A 24,587-nucleotide genomic window follows, 5' to 3' on the forward strand; every position below is an offset into this window, starting at 1 on the left:
CCCCATTATTTTTCAAAAAGATTGTATCCCTTGGCTAACTTAGGGCATAATGCAAAAAGTGCGGTAAGGCTAACTTATGAACCTGCGCGCCACTGTAGCGTGCAAGCCGTGTCGCCAAGCATTCAACCCGTTTCCAAGTGAGAGGGAGACAACATGAGCGATATTTTGGATGTCTACGGTCGCGAGGTACTCGACAGCCGCGGCAACCCCACCGTCGAGGTCGAGGTCGTGCTCGAGGACGGCAGCTTCGGCCGCGCGATGGTGCCTTCGGGCGCTTCGACCGGCGCCTTTGAGGCATGCGAGCTGCGCGATGGCGACAAGGGCCGCTACCTGGGCAAGGGCGTTTCGCAGGCCGTCGAGCACGTCAATAACGAGTGCGCTAACGCCGTCGTGGGCCTCGACGCCTTCGACCAGCGCGCCGTCGATGCCGCGCTGATTGCCGCGGACGGTACCCCCAACAAGACCAAGCTCGGTGCCAACGCCATCCTGGGCGTGTCGCTGGCCGTCGCCCGCGCCGCTGCCGAGTCGGCGGGTCTTTCGCTGTACCAGTACCTGGGCGGCGTCAACGCCCATCTGCTGCCCACGCCCATGATGAACATCCTCAACGGCGGCGTGCATGCCGACAATAACGTCGACTTCCAGGAGTTCATGATCATGCCGGTGGGCGCCCCGAGCTTTGCCGAGGGCCTGCGTTGGTGCGCCGAGGTCTACCACACCCTCAAGGGCGTGCTGCACGAGGCCGGCCTGGGCGGCGGCATGGGCGACGAGGGCGGCTTTGCGCCCAACCTTAAGACCAATGCCGAGCCGTTCGAGTACATTACCAAGGCCGTCGAGAAGGCTGGCTTTAAGCCTGGCGTCGACTTCATGTACGCCATGGACCCGGCCTCGACCGAGTTCTACAACGCCGAGACCGGCATGTACGAGCTCAAGGGCGAGGGCGTGGAGTACACGAGTGCCCAGATGGTTGATTACTGGGAGAAGCTCGTCGACACCTATCCCATCATCTCCATCGAGGACGGCATGGCCGAGGAGGACTGGGACGGCTGGGTTGAGCTCACCCGTCGCATTGGCAACAAGGTGCAGCTGGTGGGCGACGACCTGTTCGTCACCAACACCGAGCGCCTTAAGAAGGGCATTGAGCTGGGCGCCGCCAACGCGATCCTGGTCAAGGTCAACCAGATCGGTACGCTCACCGAGTCGCTCGAGGCCATCGAGACCGCCAAGGAGGCCGGTTACGCCTGCATCGTGAGCCACCGCTCCGGCGAGACCGAGGACTCCACGATCGCCGACCTGGTCGTGGGCGTCAACGCCGGCCAGATCAAGTCGGGCGCCCCGTGCCGCAGCGACCGTATCGCCAAGTACAACCAGCTCATCCGCATCGAGGACGAGCTTGAGGGCAGCGCGCACTACGCCGGCAAGGCCGCGTTCTACAACATTCGATAAACAGACGAGCTTGGTGGGGAGGGACAGACTCGGCTTTGCCCCGCTTCAGTTAGATGCTACAGAGCGCTATCGGGCGCTGGGCCGTATGGCTCAGCGCCTTTTTTATGTCGAGCAAAGGCTGGCGAAGGCGGTGCGCATGCTCGTGCTATAACTAAAGGACTTAGCGCAAACAAACCTCAACCGCACAAGGCGCACATGGATCAGATTTACGACAACAGGTACTATTCCGCCGGTTCGCGCGAGCCGTCGCCTCGCCCTGCGCGCACGGTGCAGCTCGGTGGGTCCGCCTACGCCGGCGCCGACCGCTCCACGCAGCGCCCGACAAGTACCTCGCGCCCCAATGCTCAAGTGAATACTTCGACAGATGGACCAGTACGTCCGACACGTTCGTCGCATTCGTCGCGTCCGTCGGCCCAGACGCACGACAAATCGAGCAGACCTTCGAGCCGTCTTTCGGGCTCGGACTTTATGCGCTACGCCAACGACAATGCGGTGGTCAAGGCGATCTATGACTTTACGCATGGATCTCTGCGCCCGCTGTTTATCGGTATCGTGGTGGCCCTGGCGCTCGTGAGCCTGTACTTCCCCGTGCGCGACCTGTATGTGGCAAAACGCTCGAGCGACATCTTGGCCAAGCAGGTCGAGATTCGCGAGCAATATAACGACGACCTGCAAAAAAGCGTCGACAAGCTGCTCTCGGAGGAGGGTATCAAGGACGCGGCGTCCGAGGACCTGGGCCTGGTGATGCCCGGCGAGAAGAAGATTGACGTGCTAGGCTTGGACGACGATTCTGACTCGTCGTCGAGCAAAAAGTCCTCAAACGCCAAGAAGGCCAGCGAAGTGGCCAAGGAAATCGAAGAAGTCGGCAAGGACGCGCCGTGGTACATCCAGGCGCTCGACATGCTGTTTGGGTTTAACGGCGTCGAGGGTCAGACGGTCGTGTCCAACGGCAAATAGCGCCCGGAGGGGAGCCCGCAATGACAAATTGCAAACGCTATAAGGTAGCCGCGATCGACCTGGGAACGGTGTCGTCGCGACTGGTGTTGGCCCAGGTCGAGGCCGGGGCAATCGTGGAATCGTCCAAGCATACCGAGATTACCGACCTGGGCGAGGGCGTGGACGCGACGGGCCGCTTTTGCGAGGCGGCCGTTGAGCGTGTGCTCGCTGCGTGTCACATGTTTGTGGACGAGGCCCGTGCCTTTGGGGCCGTGTGCGTCTGCACCACGTGCACGAGTGCCGCGCGCGATGCGTCCAATGCCGCGCTGCTGCTGGACGGCCTGCGCGAGTTGGGGCTCAAACCACAGGTGATTCCGGGCGAGGTCGAGGCGCGCCTGACATTTTTTGGCGTGGCGCACGACTTTGCCGGCGAGCGCATCATCGTCGCGGATTCGGGCGGCGGCTCCACGGAGCTCGCGACGGGCGTATACGCTCCGGAGCGCAGCGTCTTTGCGCTGGAGGGAACGCGCTCGCTGGACATCGGTTGCCGTCGCGTGACGGAGCGCTTTTTCTCCGCGTTGCCGCCCGCGGATGGCGAGCTTGCTGCCGCTGCCGCGTGGGCAGGCGAGCAGTTCGCCGCCTATTTTGAGGGCCTGCCTGTCGACTTTGAGCGCGCCGAACGCTTAGTCGCGGTGGGCGGCACGGTGACTACGCTGGTGGCTCTGGTCCACGAGCTGGAACCGTACGATTCGAGCTTTGTGCACCTACGCGAGCTGTCGCTGGGGCAGGTCTCGGCCGCTATCGAGCGCATGTCTGTGTTGGACGCGGAAGGCATCGCCGCGCTACCGGGTGTACAGCCCAAACGCGCGGGCGTGATCTTGGCTGGTGCCGTGGTGATTCGCGAGCTTATGCGAGCCGGCGGCTACGACACGCTCACCGTAAGCGAGAACAGCCTGCTTGCCGGCATGGCCGCCACCATTAACGAGGCTCTCGACGGTGAGCTACCCACCATCGGCTGGACCCCGAGCCTCAGCGTCCTCCAATAAGTTGCGGTGAAATATGGACTAAAATCGCCCTTTCGGGCCCCAAACAGTCCCTATTCCACCGCAACTCAACAGCCGGCACTTAGGGATGTTCCTTTTCTGCCGGCACCTGGGGACAGTCCTTGGGTTGATATGGGCAGTCAAAAAAGCCCCGTCCCAAATTATCTGCTCTGCAGTTGACGGCGTTCAAAAGAAATGAGCCCGCATCCCCGGGGGACACGGGCCCGTAAAAGCCAAATGGTAGGGGCGGTGGGACGTCTGCGCATTTGCTGCGCAAATACGCACCGGCTTCGGCCGCCTGTCGGCGCCCTCGCCGGCTCGCTACGGACGCTGCGCGTCCGCTTAACGCTCGCCCCCTCGCGGGTTCGAGTCCCGCCGGCATCTTAAAGAAACGAGCCCGCATCCCTGGGGGACACGGGCCCGTAAACAATACGTGGTAGGGGCGGTGGGACTCGAACCCACAATCCTTGCGGCGAGAGATTTTAAGTCTCCTGCGTATGCCAATTCCGCCACGCCCCCGTGAGACTAGAAGTCTAGCACAAGCCGCCCGTTACGCGTTGACGGCCATCGAGTGTTGGCCCGACTTCTCCAGGAACTCCTGGAACTTGGCTTCGTCGCCCTTGTTCTGGTACTGCAGGGCCAGCAGGTATTCCAGGCGGCAGCTCTTGACCTTGTCGTCACCGGCTTCCTTGAGCATGCGCTCCAGCTCGGGAATATCGTTGTGGCGCTTGAGGATCATCGTGTCATACATCAGCTGGCATTCGTGCGCGACTGCCTCGGCCTGGCCGCCCTCAAAGCCTTTGATCTCGCGCAGCAATTCCTTGGACTTTTTGCGGTCCTCCTGACCAACGTAGTAGTTAAAGGCCTTAATGACCAGGTCGACGCGCTGCATCTTGGGCAGATTGAGCCCCAGCAGCAAATCGAACATCTCATCGGCGCGCTTGTGGTCCTCGCGCAGCAGATAGGAGTTCAGGCGCAGGTAGTCGCGGTTGTAGCGCGGGTACAGCATGCTGGTGAGTTTGCCGTCGAGCAAACGATCGAACTCGTCCCACTGCTTAGCGGCCATAAGCTGCTGCAGGCGTTTAAACGTGGTGCGTTTTTTGACGCTAAAGAACACCGACACGGCGATGCAGATGATAACGACGGCGGTCCAGAGTGTGCGGGAATCGGGCATATTAGGGTCCTTAGTCACTCATAAAGCGAGCGGTATGACAACACGTACTGGATGTATTATACGCAGCGCGCAAGCAAACTGGCATAAAAGCTCATCGAGGCCGAGTGCTATCGCTCGCTGCGGTACACTTACCTAAAGTAAACCATGAAGGGAGACATTACCTATGAAGAAGATCGTTTTGGCTTGCGGTGCTGGCGCTGCTACTTCCACGCTCGTTGCCCAGAAGGTCGCCACCTTGCTCGACGCCAACGGTTACGCCGGCAAGTACGAGATCGTGCAGTGCGCCATCTCCGAGGCCAAGGACTACTGCGACGAGGGCGCCGACCTGCTGATCGCCACCACCGTTGCCCCCGAGGGCCTCACCTGCCCGTACGTGAGTGGCGTGCCCTTCATGACCGGCATGAACCGCGTCGCTGCCGAGAAGGCCGTCCTCGACGTTATGGCTCAGTAGGCGCTGACTGTATGAGTGAGCAGAACGCCAACCCGGTAGAGCTCTTTGGCATGCGCGTTGCCCATGTGGGCATTAACGCCACTGACCCGGCAGACGCCCTGGAGATCGCGGAGCTGTTCTCGACGATGATGGGCCTGCCCGTTATCGAGACCCCGGTTTCGTACTTTAACGATTCGCTGGTCGAGATCATGAAGCAGAACGGTCGTGGCGCCAAGGGCCACATTGGCTTTGCTGTCAACGACATCGATGCGGCCGAGAAGTGGTTTGCCGAGCGCGGGCTCGAGGTCAACGAGGAGTCGCGCGTGCTGCTGCCCGACGGCGGCACCAAGCTCGTGTACTTTAAGCGCGAGTTTGCCGGTTTCGCCGTGCACCTGTGCCGCGAGTAGCGCACAAGCTGCCATAGCTAACGAAAAATGGGGTAAGGCTACGTGGCCTTACCCCATTTTTAATGCCGAGAGGGTGACTGACGGGCTGCCGTAAAACGAAGGTGAATGGTTTCCCATGAAGTGAACGAGTGAAATCGGACCTCTGGAGCATCGACACTTTGGAGGCACCGTTTCCTGCGGTTTCGTAAGGTTTTTCCTGCAGTTTTGGCGTCAAAAAGTGTGGATGCTTCGGGGGTCCAAAATAGGTCGTTCACTTCGCGGAAAAGCATTCACCTTCGATTCGTGAGAGACGCCCCTACCGCGGCAGGCGAATCGTAAAGCGGCTGCCGACGCCCTCGACTGAGGTCACGCCAATGACACCACCATGGCTATCGACGATCCACTTGGCAATGGCAAGCCCCAGACCCGAGCCCTGCGCGCCGGCATCGCGTGCGTTGTCGGCGCGGTAGAACCGTTCAAACGCGTGAGCTGCGGATTCCTGGTTCATGCCGATACCCTCGTCCTCAACACTTATGTCGATCGTGCCTGCGCCCGCATCCGGCGCTACGCCAAACGAGATGGGCGTGCCCGCGTCCGAATACTTGGCGGCGTTTTGCACGATCACGCGCAGAGCCTGCTTCACGAGCGCCACGTCGACGGGCGCGTCGCAGCGCGGGTCGCTGGCAAGCAAGGCGTCAAAAGCCAGCCGATACGTGTGCTCGGCATCGATCATCTGCGACTCCTCGCATACCTCGCCGACCAGTGCGGCCAGGTTGGTATTCGCATGCCGCAGGGCCGTGCGTCCGGCATCGCCGCGCGCCAAAAACAGCAGCTGCTCCACGAGCTCCTGCATGTGCTCGCTTTCGGCCTTGAGCGAGGCGATGGACTCTGCCAGTACGTCCGGGTCGTTTTTACCCCAGCGGTCGAGCATGTTCACGTAGCCCTGAATCACCGCGATGGGCGTGCGCAGCTCGTGGCTCGCATCGTTGACAAAGCGCATCTGCTGCAGCTTGGCCTCTTGCATCTGGCGCAGCAGGCGGTTGAGTGCGACCTCGATGCTTGCCAGGTCGGCGTCGCCGGTGGTGACGCTCGGCGAGTCGACGCTTGCGCGCTCGATGGCCTGCTCCAGCGTTTCCATCTTGCCGCCGGAGAGCTGCATACGGCCGAGCTCGTCCACGCGCAAGGCAAGGTCGTTGAGCGGCGCCATGGTGCGGCGCACGCGGCGGGCGCCGCCGAGCATGTTGAGCACGCTGATGACCTGCCAACCCATAACGACAAGGTAGAGAGGCCATAGCGCGACGAGGTCCTGCGCGAGGGGGAAGGTCTTGGTGGTACGCGCAAACTCGACGGTATAGGTGAGCGTTGTCAGGTCCCAGCCGCGTGCGGGCGTCAGCGACATGCCGTGAACGGTGGCGCCGGGAATCCAGCCTGCGGTAAACGCGCTGTCGGGCAGCGTCTGGTTGTATCCATAGACGAGGATCGCCGCCGCAATCACCATCAGCAACAGATCGAGCCAGACGTAGCTCATCAAGCGGCGCCACATATAGCCCCAGTTGATGGCGCGGGCGATGGAGGTGACGCGCTTGGCCTCGGCGTTATGCGCGGCAGACATAGCCCACCCCGCGCACGGTCTGGATGATGCGGGCGCCGCCAGCGTCTTCGATCTTGGCGCGCAAATGTGCGATGTGCACATCGACGTTGTTGGTATCGCCCACGTAGTCGTAGCCTAGCGCCTCATGCGCGATGCGCTCGCGCGTGAGCACGGTGCCGGCGTGCGCCATAAGCAGGGCGAGGACGTCGAACTCGCGGGCCGTGAGCGCGATGGGCGAGCCGCCGACCGTGACTTCGCGGCGGTCGGGGTCGAGCGCAACCGATCCCACGGTGAGTGTGGCAGGGGAGGGCGCGGCAGCGGTCTGGGCCGTGTCGGTTGCCGGGGACATTGTGGCGATACCGGCGGCCGTGCCGCTCGCTACGCCAGCCCCGGCGCTGGCGCCGCCAACGCCCGAAGCCGCCCGCATGGCCTCCGAGCGCTTCAACGCCACGCGGATCCGTGCGAACAGCTCCTCAATCGCAAACGGCTTGGTCAGGTAATCGTCGGCGCCGGCATCGAGCCCAGCCACCTTGTCCATCACGGCATCGCGCGCGGTGACCATAATCACCGGCACATCCTTGTGCTTGCGGATGCGCCGCAGCACTTCCATACCGTTGAGCTGCGGCAGCAGCACGTCGAGTAGAATCAGATCGTAGTCGCGCTCCAGCGCCAGGTCCACGGCGGTGCGGCCATCGGCGGCGTGTTCCACCTGGTAGCCCTCGTGCTCCAGCTCGAGCGTCACAAAGCGGGCGATTTTCTCCTCGTCCTCTACGATCAGGATCCGTGCCATGCATGCCCCCGTCTGCGATTACTTGTCGTCGTTGAGATTTTGCTTGATGTCGTCCGCGGCGTTAGCAGCGCTATCCATAAGGTTGTTGATGCTGCCGGGCACGTCGCCGTCGCTGTCGATGCGGTAGCGCATGCCAAAGAACAGGCCAATCAGCATCAGCCAAATCGTAGCGCCCCAGGCAAACAGCGCGACGATGGGGATCAGGATGGGGATGTTGAGGATGATTGCATCGCGGCGCGTGGCGATAAACTTGGTGTCCAGGCTCAGGCGGAAGAGCTTTTTGAGGTACTCCCACACGCTGTCCATCTTCTTGGAGAAGTCGGTCTTTTCGCTCGACTTTTCGTAGGCTGCCTGCGCGGCGACCATCTCGGCAGAGGGCTCATCGACTGGCGCGGACTCGGTGGCGGCATGCGCCGACGTGGTCTGGGTCTTGCCCTGCGACTCGAGCCAAATGATGGCATCCAAAACGTTGCCGTCGGCAGCGTCGAGCGCGGCCTTGGCATCGGTGTAGCTCACGCTGCACTTGGTGCGGATGGTTTCAACTTTTTCGAGGTCGTCCATGACCTGTCCTTTCGTTCGATGGGCGCGACGCCGGGCAATTTGCTCGGGCGCGAGCGTTGCGTTCGGCGGTTTGCGTTGCGCCGCCCCGCCCTTGGTCGAACTCTATAGTGCAGGTTATAGATTAAGCGATTCTTGAGCCAAGATTAATGTTGGATGAGTTTTTGGGTGGTGCGGAGGCGGGCAGGGGCAGAAAAGGCAGGTTTTGCGTGGCGTGAAGGTGGGGCGGTCTGATCTTTGGGATAGCTGATAGCGAGGTCTAATACTTTTCCGAGAAGTGAATGAGTGAAAACGGACCCCCGAAGCATCGACACTTTAGAGGTGCCGCTTCCTGCGGTTTCAATGCTGAAATCCCACGATTTTGCCGCCGAAAAATGCGGATGTTTTAGGGGTCCAAAAACAGCCGTTCACTTCGCGGAAAAGTATTAGACCTCAATAGCGGGGGATGGGGTGCCGGTGCAAAACGGCGTCAGAAATGGGGTAAACAAGGCAAACGGATCTAATGGATCAAAAATCACGTTGCAAAAGTATGAAAATATCCTACAATTGCAGCATGAAGTACTTTAGCAACATAGCGGCGATAAGCGAGCTTTCCGAGAGCGAGGGCGTGTTCACCACAGCCCAGGCGGCTCGCATGGACATCTCTCGAGATGCGCTGGCGCACTCATGCCGCGCAGGGCGTCTTGAACGGATATGCCACGGCGCCTACCGGATGTCTGGAACGCAGCGCCGAGACACCGACGAACTCAACGCCTTTTGGAAGCTCACCAATCCCTCCCTTTGCGCGTGGGAGAGAAAACGTCAGTGGGATGGCATCGCCGTGAGCGGTACGACAGCGGCGAACCTGCAGCAAATGGGCGATTTCTATCTGTCCCCCTACAGGATGACCGCGCCCATGCGTATCAATACAAGAAACGAATCCCTTTCTTTTGTAAAGCGCGAGATTGCTGAGCGGGACATCGTTTGGCTCGACGGCCTGCCGGTAACTAAACCCGAGCGCACGCTTGTCGATCTTTGCCTCGATTGCGAGGATCCCTCATTAATTATCGATGCCTATCACGACGCGCTTGGACGTGGACTCGATATACAACGGCTGAAGGATCTTGTAGAGGAGAACTCTAAAACCGCCAAACGACGCGAGCTGATGGCGCCTTTGCTGATGGTACTGAACGGGTAATGCGAAACGGAGGACATGGTGAAGTACAAAACGCCTGCCGCATTGGAGATGGCTGTTAGGAATGCCGCAAGAGAATCACCAATGGATACTAATCGGGCAATCGTCGGTTTCTACTTTCATCGCTTCCTATGTCGCGTTTTTTCAGAAGATGACGGCAGCTTTGTGCTCAAGGGCGGTCAAAGCGTCCTGGCGCGAACACTCGATGCACGTGTCACAAGAGATATTGACTTGGTTGCTCAAGAGGAGAGTCTCGAAGAGGCTATTGTCGATCTGGTGCAGGCTGCTTCGATTGATCTGGAGGATTTCGTTTCGTTCGTCTTTGATCGTGCAGAGCAAATCAAAGAAGAAGATGAGTATCGGTGCGGTGCGAAGGTGTGGTTCACCCCCTTTATGGGAACCAAGAAGCTACAGCCAATTTCAATTGACTTGGTAATTGATGAAGTGCGGGGACTTGAGCCTGAGGTTCTTGCGCCGATCGATCGTCTGAATATCGGGGGGCTCCCAGTCTGCGACTATCGAGTATGCCGAGTGGAGAGTGCCCTTGCAGATAAATTGCTCGCAATGATAGAGATGCATGAGGGCCGTGCTTCATCGCGAATCAAGGATATAGTCGACATCTTGGTGTACGCGAAAACTTGCTTCGTCGATGGGGCTACGCTTGTCGAGAGGGTCGAGAAAGAAGCGTCTGCCCGCAAAGTGGCAATGCCGGAAGAGTTCGTGGCGCCTCTCTGGTGGAAACAAAATGGTTCTGCACAGTACGTAAAGATGGCGAGGCAGGCGGGGGTACTTGATCTCGCGGGGAACATTGCTGGGGCAGAAGAGGTTGTCAATCGGTTGTATACACCGTGCTTTAATCATTCGGCGAATGTGCGCAAATGGAATCCTCAGACCACGGGATGGGAATAGGCTAGATAGTTAAGCCGGCGGCAGAATTAGTTCCTGTCGCCGGCTTAAGACGTTTCTACTGCCTATGCGCTATTCGCAGGTCTGGTCGACCACCTGGGTGACGGCCTTTTTTGCGCCTTCGAGGTCGCGCAGGGCTTGGGCGACAGCGGCCTCGGCTTGTTTCTTTGTCCTTACGACCTCGGCAAAGCGGTTGATGGATTCGCTATACTCGCGTGTGCGCGGGTCGAGCGCCGGCGGGACTTCGATCTCAAACAGGTCGCTAGGACGGATGGCGCGGATGCTGGCTGCTTCAGTTAATGCTTGAATCAGCTGCGCCCCGTGGCCTTCGGTAAGGTATCCAACAATTATCTCCGAAAACACTACGCGTTCATCTTCGGTCATCGTTTGGAATGACGGGCGAATGACGGTGGTGTTATGCGAAGCAACCAGATGCTGCTTAGCGTCATCGGAGCTGACGACGAGCAGGTTGGACGCGCCGTAGCGACCCAGCATGCGCGGCATGACGATATCTCCAGCGCGGAGCTCATAACGATCGAGAACGCTGGGGTCCACCTTTACGATTTTGGAATCCGAGCCGTTTGCGCTTTCTACAGCGTCTGCGGGCAGAAGGTTGCCGTCTTGAAAATCCTGAGATGAGATGCGGCGAACCTCGACTGCGTCAATGTCGTTCGATGTCGTGCTCTCGCGGGGCATGAATGGCGCGACTCGCGTAAAAGAGTCACCGAGTGTGGCGCTGTAGTTTCGGGTGATGGCGATGAGGCTGATTTTGCCTTTTGAGAGAGCGGCGTGGTGTTGGAGCAGCTCGCGCGTGGCAAAAGTGGACGTTTCGATTGGCGTCGATCTTGGCGTATTGGTATCAATGCGGGCCCAGTCAGGAGAGATAGAAAAGGTGATATCAGAGTAATACGATGTTTTAGTCACATATTGAAAACGCGGTCCGGGCTCAATTGCGCTGCGAAATGCAACGCTGCGATTTCCTGAAGACAGTATGAGGAGCGCGCTTGTCATGTAGGGCCTGGGCTCGGAAAGTGGCAAATAAACGACGCTCTCGATGAGCCCTTCGCGTATCAAAATCGTGCGTGCTTGTTCAGCTTTATCAAGTAAATCGGCGGGAAGTACCACGGCTGCTCGAGTGCGGCCCGAAAGGGCGAGAGCATACAGGCACCAAATAAAAGGACCCCAGTCGCAAAAATCAAGGTAGCCAGGCTCCAAATAATCGATGAGCGCGGCACTGTCTTTTTCGATATCGTGCTTATTTGCGCGGTAGTAGTTTGATGCATCGACAAACACCGGCGCTGCATCATCATCGCTTGCATTCTGCTTGCCGGGTTCAAGCTCACAAATATCGGGCACGCCGTTACCGTTTAGGGTAAAGCACTTAGCGAGATCTTCGGCATCCACAGCGCCAGGCAGACGGACAGTGAGCAGGCGACTGCCTTGTTCCAGGTTAAGCGCGCGTGAGAGGGCGGCGGCGGTGAGACGTGGCAATGATGTTGTTTCACGCATGTATAGAGACCTTTCTTCTTAGTGGGTTATATATTAGCAGAATAATTTGATAATTTCTAATGACGAGAACAGCGCACTGTGCTATCCTCGAAGCAATCCAAAACCAACTCAATATTAACTGCTTGATACAACCGCTATACAGCCTTTAGGCAAACTGCGCTATCGAGCAGGGCAATTTCACTTACGAAGCAGCAGGTTAGGTCAATAACTACTACCTATGCCTCAGAACATTCTAAAACTTAGAACAAACTTACCGACAAACATTTGCAACTGGACAGGAAGAAGCATCCATGAAGAACGAAGACAACATTTATGAGGTATTCCTCAACACGCTCGACGAAGACCTCCGTGGCATGTGCGAAAAGAACGTGAAGGCAGAGAAGCCGTTTCCGTATCCGTACTGCGGTGAGGAGAACGTTGAACGCCTCGCTAAGGCGCTTGTTGGCGTACTGGAAAAGCATTCACCCGATATTCCCGGGCTGGTGCCCGAGCAGTATCGAGACGATGTGCACGAGGCTCGCGAGCTTTTGGCCGCGGCGGCGCTCGCTTTGCTGTCGCTGTACTTTCCCCAGCGCGATAACTGTATGCGCTGCATGGCCATCTTAATTAGCCTGTTTCGGCACGGAAGCAATCCGCGCTTTAAATCGAGCGGCGTGCTCATGTTTGAGCAGGTTTCGACAGGTATGAAGTACTCGTCCGAAAAAGGGGGACGCATTCCGTCTCGCTTTGTGCGAAGCATCGACTACAAAAGACCCAGCGACCACGTGCATCGCGATGGATCGCATGGATTTACGGCGGACGAAGACGATGCCGTCATGTTTTTCGAACGTTACCGCGTGATTCAGCAACGCGTATTCGATGCGAGTTCGCGTTTCAACTTCGAGCTATGTGTCAAACGCCCGTTTGAGGCGCTTTCGGACAATCGGCAGAACTTTTATTACAGGGAGGAAAAGATGGAAACCGATTTGGCAACCAAGGTACAGAGGCTTCGGGACCGCTACACCCTCAACTACGCTCAGGCCAAGGGATACGACCTGCTCGACAAGCTGATGATCGAGTCGTTGCTTGCGTATCTGCGCGACGGGACGGTCTCAACCGTGGCGCGCGAGAGCTATGTGGCGCAGGCCGAGCGACTGATTGACGGCGCGGTCAAGTTGCCATGCGCGACAAGCCCCAAGGAGGGCGAAGGCATCGGCCGTATTTCCTAGCAACTACGCAGAACCATCGACAAGAAAGGGGCCGTGACATGTCGGTCATTAAGATGTACGGCTACGAGGCCGCACAGCAAACGGAGTATCAAGCCAAGAAGTGGGCGACCAAGGAGGAAATGCAGGCGCTGTCGTCCGGCGATGAGCAGCGCGATGTGATCTTGGCGCACGGTGCCACGGTTGCTTTTTACGAGGGCGATAAGCACTGGGAGACGAGCGTGTCCAACAACGTGTTTGTCTTTGGCGGAACCGGCAGCGGCAAAACGGCGAGTTTCGTTTTGCCCAACCTGCTCAATCACCACGAATGCTGTTATGTGGTCACAGACACCAAGGGTGAGCTGCTGCGCCGTACGGGGAAAGGCTTTGAAGAGGACGGCTACGAGGTAACGGTTCTCGATACTGTTAATCCCGAGCGGTCGGCCGGATACGACCCTCTGCGTTACGTGATGGATGTCGAGGATATCCCCACCACAGTGGCGGCAATCATGGAGGGGGTCGATCCTGATGGGCGCAGCTTTAGGAACGACCCGTTTTGGGACAACGCGAGCGATCTGCTGCTCCGAGCGATTATTGGAATCCTGTTCCTTTTGGAGTGCCTTGCCGGCACATTTGCGCCGGGTGGGGATCCCACGGCTCCGCGCCGCTACCTTAAGATGAACAACGTCTTTAAGCTGGCCGCGCTCATCAAGGTCACGGGAGATGGCGAGGGCCGATTTCCGTTGGACTACCTTGTGGGGCAGGTGGAGTCCAAGGAATTTCTTGGCAGGTATGAGTCGGCGAACGCGGACCTGTATGGCGTTGAGCAGTACCGCGATTTTCGCGGAGCAGCCGATAGGACGCTTAAGAGTATTCTGATCACACTCAATGCGACCATCTCGCGGCTTAAGACTCCCCAGCTCATGCGCGTCTATGAGAAAGATGAAATGCGTCTTGACCGTATCGACGAGGGCAAGCGCGTAATCGATCTTAAGGTGAGCGACAACGACTCGACCAATGCATGGCTTGCCAACGTTGCCCTTAAGCAGCTGTTTAACCTGGCCCAGCGCCGCGCCGACGCCAGCCCTAGTGGGCATTTGCAGCGCCGCGTGCAGTTTATTCTGGATGAGTTTCCCAACGTGGGCCGCATCCCCGATTTTGAGCGGAGTATTGCGACCGTGCGCAGCCGTGGCATGAGCTTTTTGATGTGCGCGCAGTCGTTGAGCCAGCTCGATGGTGTGTATGGCGAAACCACAGCTCATACCATCCTCGATAACTGCGACAGCTTGGTCTACATGGGCGGCGGCAGCAACATCGCGACGCAGAACTACATAAGCGAGCTGTGTGGCGAGTCGGTTTTGGGCACCAACTATGTGGGCGCCGAGCGCACTGCCGTCGATGTGCGCGGTTGCGTGATAACCCCGGGCGAGGTGGGGCTTATGCCGCGCGCCGATTGTCTGGTCAAAGTGACCGGCATGCGCCCCTTCCGTGCCAAGAAGTATTTTTGCGGTGATCATCCCAATGCGGCCAAGTGGCTGAGGGATTAGTCCTTGCGGCTTCGCGTGCTCCATCTTGCTTATTTGGCCGCACGGCTTCCATTAGCCGTAAACCGTGCGGCCCCGTTTTGCCTCCTTACCGATTCCGTTTAGAAGGGAATTACCATGTCCGTTATGTATCGTGAACCCAGCATCATCAAGAAGTCTAAGGACGGTCGCGTTGCCGCCGTAGATATGGCAAGCGAGCTGCTCAACAGTCGCGTGCTGCTGCTGGAGGGCGAGGTCAACGACCTAACCTGCAACGGCCTCATTAAGTCCATGCTGGTGCTGGAACATCAAAGCGTGGCCGAGCCCATCACCCTCATCATCAACAGCCCGGGCGGCAGCGTTACGGCGGGGCTGGCGCTCATCGACACCATGCAGTCGCTCGACTGCCCCGTGATCACGGTGGGCGAGGGCGTCGTGGCCTCGATGGCCGCGGTGATCCTGGCCTGCGGCGACCACCGCCAGGTGTACCGCCACACGCAGGCGCTCATCCACCAACTGATGGGCGGCACAGGCATGGCGCAGCAGACCGATATCGAGATTGTGGCCCAGCATACAGCGGCCATGCGCGCCGAGCTGGACGAGCTGCTGGCCGAGCATGGCAACCTGAGCGCGCAGGAGTTCCACGAGCTCACCGAGCGCGACTGCTGGTGCAACGCCAAGCGCGCCCTGGAGCTGGGCCTGGTGGACGAGGTGATTGCTCCGAGTAAGAAGGCGCTCTAGCGGGGCATATGCCCTACAAGCACGTTAAACAGGGCGAATGAGCACGTAGTTGAACAGCCAGAAAGAGGTTGAACATGAGTAGGATTTGGGATGTCGACGGTATTGAGTGGGAAGATCTGCCCACCGTGAGCGACCTGCTGTGCGCTGCTGACACAAAGATCCTGGCACCCGAGGTTGCCCTGCGATACGGCGGCAAGCCGGATGACCGTGGCCGTGTCGATAACGAGCGCGACCTAAAGCGCGCCCGCCGCAAGATCAAAAAGCTGCGGAAGATAGATCCCGAGCCCAGCGACAAGATCGTCCTGTTGCCCAAGCATGTCATCAATCGTCGCAATGCGGACCACGGCTTTGGCTATTACGACGTAGAGCCGTGCGCTTTTACGCGCGGTGGCGCGCAAAAGCTGGGAGAGGACGCGTGCGCTGAAGTGTATCCGTGGGACCTGTTCCTGCTCAACGAGGAGCCCACAAGCGTCGTTCTGGGCTATCGCGTATGGCTCGGCGGCGAATGGGACCTATGCGAACGTTATCGCTTTTTGGCTGTGGTGTGCGCCAGCGCGCTGCATCGCATCCGCGAGCAAAAGGAGCTGCGCAAGTGTCTCAAGAAGGACGATGCAGCCTGCGACATGGACGAGGACGAGGCGATCGAAGGTATTCGCCAAGACGTGCTGTATCCCGAGGAGGTAATCAACGCAAAGCTCGGCGGCTATTGGGATACGAGCCTGGGGCTCAATCTGCCCTGGAAGGACGAGCATTTCGAGACCTGCGTGCGAATTGACAGGGCAATCGATGACCTGTTTACCGAGGAAACGAAGCGCTGCGCTGCGGAGCTTGGGATGAAGCTCGAGCGCGGGTATGAGAAGCGCGGGGAAGTGCCGCTGTTTCAACCGTTCACCGACGAATGAGGAAAGGCGGCGAGTGCTGTTCCCATCGCCTTTGAAGGCAGCGGCCGAATCGCACGGGGCCCTGCTGGGGTCGAGGGAGCAGGCGTATGGGGTGGGGCGTCTCCGAGCCCAGTCCCCGTCGAAATCACGCATGGGACGCGTGTCTACGGGCTATTTCACGGCGCCGCACCCGGGGCAGCGGTAGCCCGTGAGGACCTGCTTGGTCCCGGTCTCTACCTGACGCGTCTCCTGATGCGTAATCGCCTCATGGTGGATTGTCTTGTAGTCATCCACTACAGAATAAGAACAGCCAGTATGAAACTGATAATTCATTGCTTCTATACCGTCATAGCAAATGTGGCCGTCCGAGAACAGGAAATGGCTACCGCTACGAACCTGTTCGTCCCACGCCTTCTGGTCGACAAGGGTATAGGTTTCGGTGGTGTATACCGGTTCAGTGCGGTACGGAGCCTGCCACTCATGCTCATGGTTGGGCTTATTGGTGGAGCCGGAAGAGGGCTTTGAGTCCGACTTGGACGGCGAGGAGTCCGAGCCCGTCGACGGCTTCTCCGCATCGGCCCCCTTGTCCTCAGCCCTCGCGGTACCATCGGCCACGGCGTCCGCCTCCACCACCTTCTCCTTATCGGCGGCAGGTGCCTTGGAGGCGTTGTCGGCGGCCTTGTCCGCCACGTCCTTGCCGTCGTCTCCCGCGAGCGTGCCACCGGCTTCGGTGGCCTCGGGTTTGGGGGCGAAGGCGCCGGCCACCCATGCGCCGCCGAGCCCGAGCCCCGCGACGACGAGCGCGACTGCCGCGCCGATGGTGGCCTTTCGCTTCAGGGGCGTTGTGCTGCCGCCGCTTACAGTGGGAGCGAAACCGGGGTCCTGATCCCGCTCGTTCTGGTGTTTGTTGTTGCTTTCATCCATGGCGCTGTCTTTCTCTAGTCCCCAATCGGATTCTAACCCATCGCCCGGACATTAAAATCTCGTCAATGCGGTCGATCCGGATGCCAGCGCCAGTCACCTCCAGTGCTGAGGCTATGCGCTCCTTCTGCGTGGGTGCCTCTTGATGCTCACTAAGAAGCGCTCCGAATAGTCACCGCTTTTGAACATCGTGGTCATTGATGGTTGGGCGGGTAATCACGAGGGCCATGTCTCTGGACATGGGGAATGTGAATCTGCTCCATTCCCGTCGAGAATTCGATTTCCGCTTTGCAAAGCGCAACGCCTCGAGGCTTGGAGGCAAGCTCGAGCGTGGGTATGTAAGACACGGGGCGCAATTGAACGAGGATTTGCTGAACGGGATGACCCAGTGAATGGTTGCCAGCAGTCCGATAAAAATCTGTCCACACGAAATGATAGAACATATCTGACTGGAATTTAGGGAGATTGCAATGGGAATTGTCTATAGGGACCTGTTTCGTGTAAACCATCTCATCTATGGTCCTGGACCGGGAGGTTTCTTCATTAAAAGATTCAAGAAGAGCGAATACAGTGAGGCAGAATTAATCGATTTGATTTCAAGAATTGATTTCTCTCTCGCTGGAGCTGACGAGGACATCAGTCTGAAAAAGAAATGTGAAATAATCGAACAGGCGGTTGCTGAAACGCATTATACGAGCTGGGCCCTCAGTCTGATTGGCATCATTATTTCTCTTACGGTCGGAGCATATTTGTCTGCGCTGATAGCCAGCAATCCAATTGCTGCGCGGATTATTGTGGCGCTATTCTTGATTGTCTTGGGAATATATGCGTTGCTTCGATCTTACTTTGAGCAAAAGAGAACAATACTGTTGTGTGCATTGGGTCACATAAAGACGCTTCAGCCATAGCCGCTTGCGAGATTCGGAGCGCGTCTGCTGCGGTTAAGCCCGAGGAGCCGGAAGCTCGCCCGATGCCCTAACACAGCTCTGGGCAGCGTTGAGGTCAGCCGGATCCCGGAAGCACTACGGATGGGTACTTGGTACATACCATAGGCAGCTAGCTGCCGGTAATTTTGGACAGCACGCTTGTCTGCTGCAAGAGACTAGACAAGGATTTCCAGTAGTTAATGAGAAACGTTGTTGATATAATCCTTTAATTTGAGATAAGGAGGGGTAATGGCGGTTGAGTTAAATCACGTTTACAAAATGGATTGCATCGAGGGAATGACCTCGTTACCGGATAATTCCGTTGACTTGATTATCGCCGATCCTCCTTACAACCTATCAAAAGGAGGCAACTGGAGCTGGGATAATAGCGTTGTCCTGAAAGGCTTGGGCGGCAACTGGAATAAAGTCATGGAATCCTGGGATGCTATGCCGCTCGAAGAGTATTGGAAATTTACCCTCGCGTGGATTTCCGAAGCAAAGCGGATACTGAAGCCTTCAGGTTCAATGTGGATATTTGGCACTTACCACAATATTGGGATTATTAACGTGGTTTGTCAGATGCTTGAAATTGAAATCATCAATGAAGTTGTTTGGTTCAAGCGAAATTCATTTCCAAATCTATCCGGCCGTCGTTTAACCGCGAGTCACGAAACTCTATTATGGTGCCATTCCGGAGGTAAGAAGAGACAGTATTACTTCGACTATGATTATTCCAAAAACGGAGTATTCGAAAGCGATCTGATAAAAAAACCTGGTAAACAAATGCGTACGGTTTGGGATGTGCCGAACAACAAGACGAAAGTTGAGCTCAAGTTTGGAAAGCATCCGACTCAGAAGCCCCTGCGGTTGCTAGAAAGAATCGTCGGCCTCACATCAAAAGAGGGCGATTTGATGTTAACTCCATTTTGCGGAAGCGGAAGCGAGTGCGTTGCCGCAAAGATTGCCGGAAGAGACTATATTGGATTCGAAATTGAAGATGAATATGTTGAGCTTGCAGAGAAGCGTCTAGAAAATGCCGAGCGAGGTTCGAAGCTTCCTCCAAAAGAAGATTCTTCCAGGATTAATCCGACTCTTTTTCAAGAAAGGAAATAATGAATTTTAAGCCGGTCATTAAATGGAGCGGAAGCAAACGCTCTCAGGCTTCGACTATTGTCTCGCTCGCTCCAGACTCTTATCGTACGTATTTCGAACCATTCATTGGAGGTGGTTCGATTCTTTATGCGCTAAATCCTCCCGCTGCAATATGTGGCGATATCTGTTCTCCACTGATTGATCTATGGAAGGTCATACAATCCGCCCCCGATTCCCTAATCGATCAATATCGAAAAGATTGGTTGCGACTACAAGAAGAAGGACATCCCGTTTTCTATGAAATAAGGGATCATTTTAATAAAACGCAGGACCCTAGAAGTTTGTTTTTTCTTTCTAGAACTTGCGTCAACGGATTAATTCGATTCAATGCAAAAGGCGAATTCAACAATTCACTTCATCACTCCCGCCCAGGCATAAATCCGGATCGGCTTAAGCCGATCGTTGATTCCTGGTCCGAGAGAATTCAAGGAGTGGAATTCCTTAATGCCGATTATCGAATTACGATCGCGGATGCCTCAAAGGGAGACTTCGTCTACCTTGACCCTCCTTATCTCAACACGAAAGGCAGGTATTACGGAGGAATTGAGTTCTCGGAATTCTTGTCCTGTCTCGAAGACCTCAACATGCGCGGCGTTAAATACGCTCTGTCCTTTGATGGATACCGAGGCGACAAAGATTACTCGGCTCCTATTCCCAAAGAATTGTACAAACGTAAGGAGATGCTTGCGTCTGGCAATTCCGCATTTAAGAAGGTTCAGGATAAAATATCGGAACAGGTTTACGAATCGTTGTACCTAAACTACTAGAGGTCTATTACGCGATAATCAAATGACTCAATCGCGAGGGATTTACCAATTTCTTTAGCAATTTTTAATGCTGTTTCATTTTTGGATATAGCTTGAATCGACCATTTTGCAGCAGTCGGGATCGGATCGACGTCAAACAGGATGTCGCAAGAACTTTTGGAGAGAATGCTTTGATAGTCGTTATTGGCATTCCTAAGAAATGCGCCTGCGGAAATGAACGTATAGTCACCCGGTGAGACGCGGGAATGGGATATCGTCCACTCTCCAGTATGGCTATCGGCCCTTTCTGCGCTTGGAGTGCTTTTCATAAGCCAGTCAATATATTTAATGAGTTGAGTGCCGACACTGGCTTCTAGGTCTTTAGCCTGACCCTTTGATTCGACAACAAGCAGAATTGGCTTATCACCCAAGCCAAAAATTTCTGCAATATGGTCCGGCCTCTTTCCTCCGTTACTTACTCGCGGAAGAGATAACCATCGATATTCGATATTATTACGTTTAACAGAGAAACCACTCCAATCTCCTCCTGGAGGATTGCACATACACTCGAAAGACCCAATCTTTAATGATTTGCTAAAGAGGACATGAAGCGCGGTATCTACATCGTCCTCGGAATATGAACATGGCTCCGAGGGTATTTTGCTCATACTTAGAGTATGGCTTTTGGGCTCCTTAAGCAATTGGTCTTTTAAGCCCGTGTTGCACAGAAATTGTTGTGTGGAGTTCGTTGCTCCGTGAAGAACGGGACAATCCAGCAAGATGTAATCACTCAAAGAAAGGACGGCCTTCCATAAACCATTTCTTCCAGCAAGTTTTTTAGGATCCGTAAGCAGCTGCTTATAGCTGGTATCTAATAACGGACCATATATGAAAGTAAGCACATTCTGGCGCGTATTGGATAACATTGCAACAAGGGGGAGAAGGCCACGATCGGGTCGGTTGTCGTCGCCTCTGGGCTTAAATCCCTTAATGAGGCAAACAATCAAGTTCGAATCGCATGGTATGGAATCAATATTTGGTTTTTCTGGATAAATAGCTTTTGCCCGGTGTTTAAATAAATCCAGATTATTTTTTGAGATGATGCCGATCGGAAGATCCTGTGACCCTATACCTACACTCATTTCTTTTACAAGGTCACGAAATTCTAAGACGGATTCTGAACTAACTGATTTGTTTGCTATTTTCTTTGAGCATGAGAAGCTTCCATTTACTGCCGCGTATTCAATTACATCCCGCTTGGACCGATAGAGAAAATCCCAGTCGCTCTTTTTGAAGCAATTGGTGTCACCGGAGCGTGACGTTAAAAAATCAACCACCTTCATATTCTTCTCGAGTAGGAGGCATTCAATCTGATGCGTAGGTTCTCCCAAAAGCTTGGCAACCAGATATTGAGAAAATGCTTCGTCCCCAAAATAATCATCTGAAAAACCAGACAAATCAGAATCAAAGGAAGGCTGGAACTCCTCGGCTCTGACGTATACCTGGGTACAAAATACGCCTGAATTGTTTGAATGATTAATATAGCTGTAGACAACAGCAGGATTGGGGAAGCGCAGGGCTTTACGTTGCCTAGTTTGTTTGTCTAGTTCATATTTTACGAAATCGACAATGTACAAATAAGGACAGCCGCTTCTAGATGTGGAAAAAGCCCTTCCGCTTCTTTGCCATGCCTGATTTCCTGCCTGGAGGGCGCTGCAGAACTCAATCGCTACAAGCACTTCCTCATCACCAGAATTATTAATTCTGGTGATGAGGGCATCGGGAGTTTCATCCAATATGCTGCCATTTTTCTTAAGTGGCTCATAAATATCGCTTTTCCAGCGAGAACCGTTCGTTTTGTTGAATCCTGGATACAGAAGGAATTTTACGGATTGGTTAGTGTCGTCCCTAGGAAAAGACATTGTGACCTGGGGGCATGCGGGCGATGCGAAAGAATAAGTCACATGTGCCCCATTGAGACCTTTCTCGATATACTCAATCATGCGCTCACATTCGATAACGTTGTCGCCATGGATGTGGAATTCTCGCACTTGCAGCTCCTCCCAACCCCTCCAATTATTCATAATTGAAAATTATATCAAACAGCTATTTCTTTAGTCTGTTCCAGGGATTATAGGGCGGCAGACGGCCTTTTGCTACATACGTTAGGCTCATCGTCCCGAGAGATGCCCGGATGGGCTCGCGGTTCATTGTGCCTTGATCTCGCTTGCATTTGCAGTCGTGGCCTTGGTGCTGTGCTTTGCCGGGCTTCCCCTCATGATCGCCGCCTTGTCGCATGGATAGACGATGGGAGGAGATTTTCTCCCAATGGCCCGCGCCGTCCGCGAACCGGCCTTGCCCTGTGGCCTTCGTCTCCGCTAGAAACGGCGGCATCAGCCTTAGCCCTGCTTTTCCGGGTCATATCCCTTTGTATACACGGTAAAGCTGAGGTCATCGATCATGCCGGTACTGCAGACACATGCGTCGGGCGTGTTCCAAGTGTCCTGAACCGTCAGGTCGGTTGAGACACGCTCGGGCTCATCAATTCCAAGCAATGGAATGGGTTTTGTCATCTGATCGGCGTTATTTATCTGCGCAATGATCTCCAGCAACTTGTACAACTTGATATGCCAGGAGCTGTATGGGTGCTCGCCGGGCCCCTTGAAATCCAACGTGCATTTTGATTGTCGGCTTTCGGCAAGTTGGCCCAAACGTTCAAAAAGCGCTGGGTACTCGGCTCCGGAAAACTCGACTCGAACATAACGATTGCCATCGCGGACGACTCCGTACCACATTACAGAGTATGGAAAGCCGATTCTATCCGGTCGTTTGATTTCTGTCCTGCAATTGGGCTGGTTGACGATAGACAGCCATGTTGAATAGAGCTCGTCGGAAATAAGGTCACTCGCTTGGTATGTTGGACCAATGCCATTGAGGACAAAGTTGCCAAGACGCTCAAAATAGTGGGCACAATCCGCTAGGCCATTTTTATACGCCGTATCGGCTTTTCTCTGCATATTGAGCGCGACATCGCGGGGCGATTTGCGACCAAGATGTTTTTTGGCGTTATATCGCGGGTTGCAGTAGAGCTTGGTCTCCTCGCTATATCGGTCGCAGTACTTGCTGTTGGGACCAGTTGGAAAAAAGAGCGAACCGCAGGTTTGGCATGCTATCGGCATAATGCCGCACAGCAGCAGCTCGTGAAGGATGCGGGCATAAAGGCTTGCAAAGGACCATTCCTCTTCGGTGAAGTAGAGCTCTCCTGCCTTTGAAATAACGGCTTGAAGCCCAACGAGCCTATTGAGGTTTTCCTGGTCGTTAAGCTCTGCATGCGTATGGAAGTCTCCATTTGCGAAGATCTGGTTCTCGCGCATAGCTTCGAGATAGTTTTTACGAAACGCCTGCATAAAGGGGGCGCTATTCATGCGCTTTATTCCATTCAAATGCTCTTCGAGCTTTTGAGCCGTTTCGTTTCCGGGCAAGTGTTTTTTGGCTGCGTATACAAAAGCTTCGCCAAAGCGGATGATTGCTGGCAGCTGCTCATCGAATAATCGGAATTGTCGCGGGTCGCTTGTTTTGATGGCGGCTGGGAAAAACTCTTCGTTTTGCGCGAGCAGGCTAGGTGCCTCGGTGTTTTTAAGCAGCGGGGTAAGCTCCAGACATTCCTGATAAAAAACAATGAGAAGCGCTCGAAAGAGATCGATATTGGTGCAGACGCAAGCTGTTTCTATCTGAGATTTCGCCTTGGGAAAGTTGCGTATAGGATTGTCGCGGTCATACGGCACTGGTGCTGTTAGATCAGTCTCGCCGTTGGTAGCGTTAATGCTCATGTCGTTCGACTCGAGCTGGAGATAGGAGCTGAAGAGGGACGCCATTTCTTGCTTGTTGAGTTGGTCCGATGTTGTAATCACCGCGCGGTACAGGCGGTTGATCTCGTCGCACTCAATAGCGTTGTTGTACATCCAGCAGCTGTAATAGCGATAGTCGGGAATCGCCGTGATGTTCATGACACACTGTCTACAGACATTTTCAAGGAGATATCTGGCCATGCCGGAAATCTCTCCGTGTGCATGGCTTGTAATGGCTTCGTCGAATATCGGAGCAAAGAAATCGAGGTCGCGTTCCTTTTGTTTTTGAAGGTTGATAGCGATTTCAGCTTCGTTCAATTCTGCTTGGGTGGGCTCTTGGTCGGGATCGTCTGGATCGAGCCAGTCGTCATGGTCTGGCTCGGATGCGGAGTCTATCGAGGTGTGTTGCACATGGTGAGGAGCGGCAGGGGGCTGTCGAATGGCGTTCTGCAAATCGATATAAAAGCGAAGTTCTGCTCGCTCACGAAAGTGGTTCCCAATCTCGTTGAAAAGCGAGCTTAAGTCGACGCGCAATAGGTCGTTGGCTATGGAGACGAGACTCCATGCGCTTGCATTGCCGGATGTGCTTCCGTCACCGGCGCAATCAATCTCTGGCGTCCTGTTAAGAAGAAGCATACGGGGATTGACGGGGGAGCGAAGAAAGCCAGCCTCAAAACCCCAGCTAAATGGTTCTTTTTCGGACTCAAGCATCGATGCTCCAAACA

22 protein-coding genes and 1 tRNA gene are annotated in these 24,587 nt (G+C 55.5%); 14 read left to right on the forward strand and 9 right to left on the reverse strand.

The window, feature by feature from the left end; all coding sequences use genetic code 11:
• The first annotated feature begins 153 nt into the window (after window positions 1-153).
• The 3 genes from eno to DW233_RS04345 all read left to right on the forward strand — a co-directional run bounded on the left by eno (window position 154) and on the right by DW233_RS04345 (window position 3,425).
• Window positions 154-1,443, forward strand: a complete 1,290-nt coding sequence (gene eno, locus DW233_RS04335) for a phosphopyruvate hydratase (RefSeq protein ID WP_118266894.1) — start codon at window positions 154-156, stop codon at window positions 1,441-1,443.
• 195 nt (window positions 1,444-1,638) lie between these two features.
• Window positions 1,639-2,400: a septum formation initiator family protein gene (locus tag DW233_RS10430; protein WP_233547938.1), complete on the forward strand. Its 762-nt coding sequence runs from the start codon at window positions 1,639-1,641 to the stop codon at window positions 2,398-2,400.
• Window positions 2,401-2,420: 20 nt separating this feature from the next.
• Entirely contained in the window at window positions 2,421-3,425 is a 1,005-nt protein-coding gene (locus DW233_RS04345) for a hypothetical protein (protein WP_118266898.1), read from the forward strand.
• 431 nt (window positions 3,426-3,856) lie between these two features.
• On the opposite strand, the gene DW233_RS04350 is transcribed toward DW233_RS04345, so the two are convergent.
• Window positions 3,857-3,941, reverse strand: a tRNA-Leu gene (locus DW233_RS04350).
• 31 nt (window positions 3,942-3,972) lie between these two features.
• A complete protein-coding gene (locus tag DW233_RS04355) occupies window positions 3,973-4,596 on the reverse strand; it encodes a hypothetical protein (protein WP_117564905.1) in 624 nt (207 codons plus the stop codon).
• A gap of 163 nt (window positions 4,597-4,759) precedes the next feature.
• Between DW233_RS04355 and DW233_RS04360 the strand changes: the two genes are divergently transcribed.
• Both DW233_RS04360 and DW233_RS04365 read left to right on the forward strand, forming a co-directional pair.
• On the forward strand, window positions 4,760-5,047 hold the full coding sequence (locus tag DW233_RS04360; RefSeq protein WP_117564906.1) for a PTS sugar transporter subunit IIB: 288 nt from the start codon (window positions 4,760-4,762) through the stop codon (window positions 5,045-5,047).
• An 11-nt stretch (window positions 5,048-5,058) separates the two neighbouring features.
• Window positions 5,059-5,433 carry a VOC family protein gene (locus tag DW233_RS04365; protein ID WP_117757630.1) on the forward strand — a complete coding sequence of 125 codons (375 nt, stop codon included), beginning with the start codon at window positions 5,059-5,061 and terminating at the stop codon, window positions 5,431-5,433.
• 295 nt (window positions 5,434-5,728) lie between these two features.
• Here the strand turns inward: DW233_RS04365 and DW233_RS04370 are convergent, their stop codons facing one another.
• The 3 genes from DW233_RS04370 to DW233_RS04380 are packed head-to-tail and all read right to left on the reverse strand — an operon-like array spanning window position 5,729 to window position 8,354.
• Window positions 5,729-7,024, reverse strand: coding sequence for a cell wall metabolism sensor histidine kinase WalK (locus DW233_RS04370; RefSeq protein WP_118266900.1), 1,296 nt, complete (start codon window positions 7,022-7,024; stop codon window positions 5,729-5,731).
• A complete protein-coding gene (locus DW233_RS04375) occupies window positions 7,008-7,793 on the reverse strand; it encodes a response regulator transcription factor (protein ID WP_118266902.1) in 786 nt (261 codons plus the stop codon). The genes DW233_RS04370 and DW233_RS04375 overlap by 17 nt, the downstream gene beginning before the upstream one ends.
• 18 nt (window positions 7,794-7,811) lie before the next feature.
• Entirely contained in the window at window positions 7,812-8,354 is a 543-nt protein-coding gene (locus DW233_RS04380; RefSeq protein WP_099432254.1) for a DUF4342 domain-containing protein, read from the reverse strand.
• Window positions 8,355-8,853: 499 nt separating this feature from the next.
• On the opposite strand from DW233_RS04380, the gene DW233_RS04385 reads away from it, so the two are divergent.
• Window positions 8,854-9,528, forward strand: coding sequence for a type IV toxin-antitoxin system AbiEi family antitoxin domain-containing protein (locus tag DW233_RS04385; protein WP_199408775.1), 675 nt, complete (start codon window positions 8,854-8,856; stop codon window positions 9,526-9,528).
• Window positions 9,529-9,546: 18 nt separating this feature from the next.
• Window positions 9,547-10,434, forward strand: a complete 888-nt coding sequence (locus tag DW233_RS04390; protein ID WP_118266948.1) for a nucleotidyl transferase AbiEii/AbiGii toxin family protein — start codon at window positions 9,547-9,549, stop codon at window positions 10,432-10,434.
• Window positions 10,435-10,503: 69 nt separating this feature from the next.
• Here the strand turns inward: DW233_RS04390 and DW233_RS04395 are convergent, their stop codons facing one another.
• Window positions 10,504-11,940, reverse strand: coding sequence for a hypothetical protein (locus tag DW233_RS04395; RefSeq protein ID WP_147357129.1), 1,437 nt, complete (start codon window positions 11,938-11,940; stop codon window positions 10,504-10,506).
• A 290-nt stretch (window positions 11,941-12,230) separates the two neighbouring features.
• Between DW233_RS04395 and DW233_RS04400 the strand changes: the two genes are divergently transcribed.
• The 4 genes from DW233_RS04400 (at window position 12,231) to DW233_RS04415 (ending at window position 16,290) form a co-directional block, all read left to right on the forward strand.
• On the forward strand, window positions 12,231-13,148 hold the full coding sequence (locus DW233_RS04400; protein ID WP_117767002.1) for a hypothetical protein: 918 nt from the start codon (window positions 12,231-12,233) through the stop codon (window positions 13,146-13,148).
• A 38-nt stretch (window positions 13,149-13,186) separates the two neighbouring features.
• Entirely contained in the window at window positions 13,187-14,671 is a 1,485-nt protein-coding gene (locus DW233_RS04405; protein ID WP_158564414.1) for a VirD4-like conjugal transfer protein, CD1115 family, read from the forward strand.
• 114 nt (window positions 14,672-14,785) lie between these two features.
• On the forward strand, window positions 14,786-15,388 hold the full coding sequence (locus DW233_RS04410; RefSeq protein ID WP_118266906.1) for a ClpP family protease: 603 nt from the start codon (window positions 14,786-14,788) through the stop codon (window positions 15,386-15,388).
• A 74-nt stretch (window positions 15,389-15,462) separates the two neighbouring features.
• On the forward strand, window positions 15,463-16,290 hold the full coding sequence (locus DW233_RS04415; RefSeq protein ID WP_118266908.1) for a hypothetical protein: 828 nt from the start codon (window positions 15,463-15,465) through the stop codon (window positions 16,288-16,290).
• A gap of 150 nt (window positions 16,291-16,440) precedes the next feature.
• Here DW233_RS04415 and DW233_RS04420 read toward each other — a convergent pair whose 3' ends face one another.
• Window positions 16,441-17,193: a hypothetical protein gene (locus tag DW233_RS04420; RefSeq protein ID WP_118266910.1), complete on the reverse strand. Its 753-nt coding sequence runs from the start codon at window positions 17,191-17,193 to the stop codon at window positions 16,441-16,443.
• A 467-nt stretch (window positions 17,194-17,660) separates the two neighbouring features.
• Here DW233_RS04420 and DW233_RS04425 point away from each other — a divergent pair, with 467 nt between their 5' ends.
• The 3 genes from DW233_RS04425 to DW233_RS04435 all read left to right on the forward strand — a co-directional run bounded on the left by DW233_RS04425 (window position 17,661) and on the right by DW233_RS04435 (window position 20,035).
• Window positions 17,661-18,098 (forward strand): hypothetical protein, encoded by a 438-nt coding sequence (locus DW233_RS04425; protein ID WP_118266911.1) that lies wholly within the window; start codon window positions 17,661-17,663, stop codon window positions 18,096-18,098.
• A 267-nt stretch (window positions 18,099-18,365) separates the two neighbouring features.
• Complete coding sequence (locus tag DW233_RS04430; protein ID WP_199574582.1) at window positions 18,366-19,229, forward strand: site-specific DNA-methyltransferase; 864 nt, start codon at window positions 18,366-18,368, stop codon at window positions 19,227-19,229.
• Complete coding sequence (locus tag DW233_RS04435; protein WP_118266913.1) at window positions 19,229-20,035, forward strand: Dam family site-specific DNA-(adenine-N6)-methyltransferase; 807 nt, start codon at window positions 19,229-19,231, stop codon at window positions 20,033-20,035. Before DW233_RS04430 ends, DW233_RS04435 begins: the two co-directional genes overlap by 1 nt.
• Here DW233_RS04435 and DW233_RS04440 read toward each other — a convergent pair.
• Both DW233_RS04440 and DW233_RS04445 read right to left on the reverse strand, forming a co-directional pair.
• Window positions 20,032-22,065, reverse strand: a complete 2,034-nt coding sequence (locus DW233_RS04440; RefSeq protein WP_147357130.1) for a hypothetical protein — start codon at window positions 22,063-22,065, stop codon at window positions 20,032-20,034. The two genes, DW233_RS04435 and DW233_RS04440, sit on opposite strands and share 4 nt — an antisense overlap.
• Before the next feature lie 348 nt (window positions 22,066-22,413).
• Entirely contained in the window at window positions 22,414-24,573 is a 2,160-nt protein-coding gene (locus DW233_RS04445) for a hypothetical protein (RefSeq protein ID WP_118266917.1), read from the reverse strand.
• Window positions 24,574-24,587 lie beyond the last annotated feature (14 nt).

This window comes from Collinsella sp. AM20-15AC (genome assembly GCF_003471405.1).
GTDB lineage: Bacteria > Actinomycetota > Coriobacteriia > Coriobacteriales > Coriobacteriaceae > Collinsella.

What these genes read in the sequence shown, in the direction of transcription:
- eno (WP_118266894.1), top strand. Translation starts at nt 154, where the DNA reads ATGAGCGATATTTTGGATGTCTACGGTCGCGAGGTACTCGACAGCCGC.
- DW233_RS10430 (WP_233547938.1), top strand. Translation starts at nt 1,639, where the DNA reads ATGGATCAGATTTACGACAACAGGTACTATTCCGCCGGTTCGCGCGAG.
- DW233_RS04345 (WP_118266898.1), top strand. Translation starts at nt 2,421, where the DNA reads ATGACAAATTGCAAACGCTATAAGGTAGCCGCGATCGACCTGGGAACG.
- DW233_RS04355 (WP_117564905.1), bottom strand. Translation starts at nt 4,596, where the DNA reads ATGCCCGATTCCCGCACACTCTGGACCGCCGTCGTTATCATCTGCATC.
- DW233_RS04360 (WP_117564906.1), top strand. Translation starts at nt 4,760, where the DNA reads ATGAAGAAGATCGTTTTGGCTTGCGGTGCTGGCGCTGCTACTTCCACG.
- DW233_RS04365 (WP_117757630.1), top strand. Translation starts at nt 5,059, where the DNA reads ATGAGTGAGCAGAACGCCAACCCGGTAGAGCTCTTTGGCATGCGCGTT.
- DW233_RS04370 (WP_118266900.1), bottom strand. Translation starts at nt 7,024, where the DNA reads ATGTCTGCCGCGCATAACGCCGAGGCCAAGCGCGTCACCTCCATCGCC.
- DW233_RS04375 (WP_118266902.1), bottom strand. Translation starts at nt 7,793, where the DNA reads ATGGCACGGATCCTGATCGTAGAGGACGAGGAGAAAATCGCCCGCTTT.
- DW233_RS04380 (WP_099432254.1), bottom strand. Translation starts at nt 8,354, where the DNA reads ATGGACGACCTCGAAAAAGTTGAAACCATCCGCACCAAGTGCAGCGTG.
- DW233_RS04385 (WP_199408775.1), top strand. Translation starts at nt 8,854, where the DNA reads ATGGATCAAAAATCACGTTGCAAAAGTATGAAAATATCCTACAATTGC.
- DW233_RS04395 (WP_147357129.1), bottom strand. Translation starts at nt 11,940, where the DNA reads ATGCGTGAAACAACATCATTGCCACGTCTCACCGCCGCCGCCCTCTCA.
- DW233_RS04400 (WP_117767002.1), top strand. Translation starts at nt 12,231, where the DNA reads ATGAAGAACGAAGACAACATTTATGAGGTATTCCTCAACACGCTCGAC.
- DW233_RS04405 (WP_158564414.1), top strand. Translation starts at nt 13,187, where the DNA reads ATGTCGGTCATTAAGATGTACGGCTACGAGGCCGCACAGCAAACGGAG.
- DW233_RS04410 (WP_118266906.1), top strand. Translation starts at nt 14,786, where the DNA reads ATGTCCGTTATGTATCGTGAACCCAGCATCATCAAGAAGTCTAAGGAC.
- DW233_RS04415 (WP_118266908.1), top strand. Translation starts at nt 15,463, where the DNA reads ATGAGTAGGATTTGGGATGTCGACGGTATTGAGTGGGAAGATCTGCCC.
- DW233_RS04420 (WP_118266910.1), bottom strand. Translation starts at nt 17,193, where the DNA reads ATGGATGAAAGCAACAACAAACACCAGAACGAGCGGGATCAGGACCCC.
- DW233_RS04425 (WP_118266911.1), top strand. Translation starts at nt 17,661, where the DNA reads ATGGGAATTGTCTATAGGGACCTGTTTCGTGTAAACCATCTCATCTAT.
- DW233_RS04430 (WP_199574582.1), top strand. Translation starts at nt 18,366, where the DNA reads ATGGCGGTTGAGTTAAATCACGTTTACAAAATGGATTGCATCGAGGGA.
- DW233_RS04435 (WP_118266913.1), top strand. Translation starts at nt 19,229, where the DNA reads ATGAATTTTAAGCCGGTCATTAAATGGAGCGGAAGCAAACGCTCTCAG.
- DW233_RS04445 (WP_118266917.1), bottom strand. Translation starts at nt 24,573, where the DNA reads ATGCTTGAGTCCGAAAAAGAACCATTTAGCTGGGGTTTTGAGGCTGGC.